Origin of the sequence: Bartonella jaculi, assembly GCF_039543045.1 — a bacterium.
GTDB classification, from domain to species: domain Bacteria; phylum Pseudomonadota; class Alphaproteobacteria; order Rhizobiales; family Rhizobiaceae; genus Bartonella; species Bartonella jaculi.
In genome coordinates this window covers 1-2,869 of record NZ_BAABIZ010000071.1, presented here as the reverse complement: position 1 = coordinate 2,869, position 2,869 = coordinate 1, and the positions used below count along the sequence as shown (strand labels likewise).

The following is a 2,869-nucleotide window of genomic DNA, read 5'->3' as shown; positions in this document are numbered from 1 at the left end:
AACGAATATCGAAGAAAAAACGAAAGAGCTTGATAAATTTTACAAAAGTGTCACCTTCTGTACAGCAGGTATTACCGAAACTCATGCAAAACAGAATCTTATTATCAAGCTTTATGAAAGTTTTTTTACCAAGGCTTTTAAGAAAACCACGGATAGGCTTGGGATTGTTTATACGCCCGTTGAGGTTGTCGATTTTATCATTCATTCTGTTGATGATGTGTTGCGTAATGAATTTGGAAAAAGTCTAGGGTCACGTGGTGTCTCTATTCTTGACCCTTTCACTGGAACTGGTACCTTTATCACACGGCTTTTACAATCAAATCTCATCAAACCAGAGGATATGGAATATAAGTTCCGTCATGATATTCATGCTAACGAGATTGTCTTACTTGCCTATTACATAGCAGCGATTAACATTGAATCGACTTATCATAGTCTTATGAAAGGAGATTATATACCGTTCAAGCATATTGGTTTAACCGATACGTTTCGGATGCTTGAAGAAAAAAGTCTGCTACAAAAATTATTTAAAGAAAACAGCGAATATTTAGAGCATCAGAAAAATCTGGATATCAAGGTTATCTTTGGAAATCCCCCTTATTCGGTAGGACAAAAAAACGAAAACGACAATGCAAAAAATAGTCCTTATCCCATACTAGATAACCGTATTCGTGAGACTTATGCTGCTCAATCGAAAGTTACGAATATACGAGCGCTTTATGACAGTTATATTCGAGCTATTCGCTGGGCTAGTGACCGTATTGGTAATGCTGGAGTAATCGGCTTTGTTTCTGGTTCGGGTTACGTAGAAAAATCAACAATGGACAGTTTACGAAAATCTTTAGCCAAAGAATTTACGAGTATTTATGTTCTTAATTTACGGGGGGATATTCGTAAAAATATGTTAAGCAATGGGAAAGCCAAAGAAGGAGAAAATGTTTTTGGTAATGGAAGTATGACCGGTATCGCCGTAACACTATTTATCAAAAATCCTAATGCTTCTGGAGATTGTAAAATTTACTATCACGACATTGGAAGCAATCTAACGACAAAAGAAAAACTTACTGCTCTTGAGTATTTTGGTAGCATTACTGGCATTACAAATAAATCAAGCTGGCAAACGATTACACCAGACGAGCATGGGGATTGGATCAATCAACGTGATGATAATTTTAAAACATTCCTAGCTTTAGGTGTTAAGAAAGGGCATAGTAAGAAATTATTTGCAATATTTTCTCGTGGCATTATGACGAGTCGTGATGCTTGGGCGTATAATTCAAGCCGTGAGGTAGCGGCAAATAATATGCATAATATGATTGTTTTCTATAATAGTGAAGTAGAACGTTTTAATGATGCTTATGGACATGTTGATCATAAGTTACGCGCAAACTTTGCGAATGATTTTGTTAATTCAGATGAAAGAAAAATCAGTTGGAGTTATAATCTTAAACGAGATCTAGTAAAAGGAAAGTCTTTCAATTTTGAGGCAAATTACCTTACTAAAAGCTTGTATCGTCCTTTTATACGACAATGGCTTTATAGCGATTCTTCTCTAAACTGCGATGGTGCTTATCAAACGCGGATATTCCCTATGAGAAAAGCAGCTGAAAATAAGGTGATTCAAGTTGCTTCTATGGGATCAAGGAGTGGCTTTTCTGTACTTATGACGAAGAATATTCCTGACGTATGTGTAATTGATAATAGTCAATGCTTTCCACGTTATATTTATGAAGTCGATAAAGCTTCAAAAGATAAACATAACAAACAATCTCATCTATTTACGAACTCTACAGAAGAAAGCAACAATACTGATTTACAACGGCGTGATGCCATTACGGATGAGGGTTTAGCCCATTTCCAAGCGGCTTATCCTAATGAAACTATCACGAAAGATGATCTGTTTTATTATGTTTATGGGATTTTACATTCAGAAGATTATCGTACCCGTTATGCTCATAATTTATGCAAAGAATTGCCTCGTATCCCTTGTGTAAAGAGTGCTGAAGACTTTTGGAAATTTGTGACAGCGGGGCGTGAACTTGGTCATTTGCACGTGAATTATGAAGATGTAGAGCCTTATCCAGTGACATTTAAAAAAGGCAATCCTAAGCAGACTGATATCCCTAATCCTAAAGAATTCTATTACGTAACAGAAATGAGATTTTCTGGGAATAGCAAGGAAAAGGATAAATCGACTGTTATTTATAATCGTAATATCACAATGACAGATATCCCTCTTGAAGCTTATGAGTATATTGTAAATGGCAAACCTGCTCTTGAATGGGTTATGGGGCGTCAATGTGTTAAGACCGATAAAAAAAGTGGTATTGTGAATGATGCCAATCGTTATGCTGTTGAAACCATTGGCAACCCTGCTTATCCATTGGAATTATTTCAAAGGGTTATTACGGTAAGTTTAGAAACAATGAAGATTGTTAAGAACCTACCAAAATTAGAAATTAGAGAAACTGAATAGACTGCCATGCTCACATAATGGGCATGCTAATCTTATTAAGGTCTCTTATGTATCAGTTTAAATAACAGCCATTTTATCATCTGTTATGAGATAACTAAGATAGGAAAGAATTACGTTATGAGAATCCCTTTAATGGACTTTTGTAAATTCTATAAACGTATCATCTTGTAAGTTGATTACCTATAATCTTAAAAGGAATAATTTATCATGCGTTATTCTAAAAAGAAATCATTTGCAATTTTAGACACTGTCATTTAGATTGCCTCTAAAAGATTATACCGTAATCTAAAATGATAGCTTTATCCTTTTCAAAAGCTCTCTTTAAAGAGAATTATATATAGGTTTTGAAGGTGTTTAAAACCCTCAAAATACCTTCAAAACTCCCTTCAATAT

The 2,869-nt window shown here is 34.9% G+C and carries 1 protein-coding gene; it reads left to right on the top strand.

Annotated elements, in window-relative coordinates; translation table 11 throughout:
* Positions 1-2,476: type ISP restriction/modification enzyme (locus ABD915_RS09190; RefSeq protein WP_345117590.1), on the top strand; the 2,476-nt coding region annotated here is incomplete at its 5' end.
* Positions 2,477-2,869: the final 393 nt, after the last annotated feature.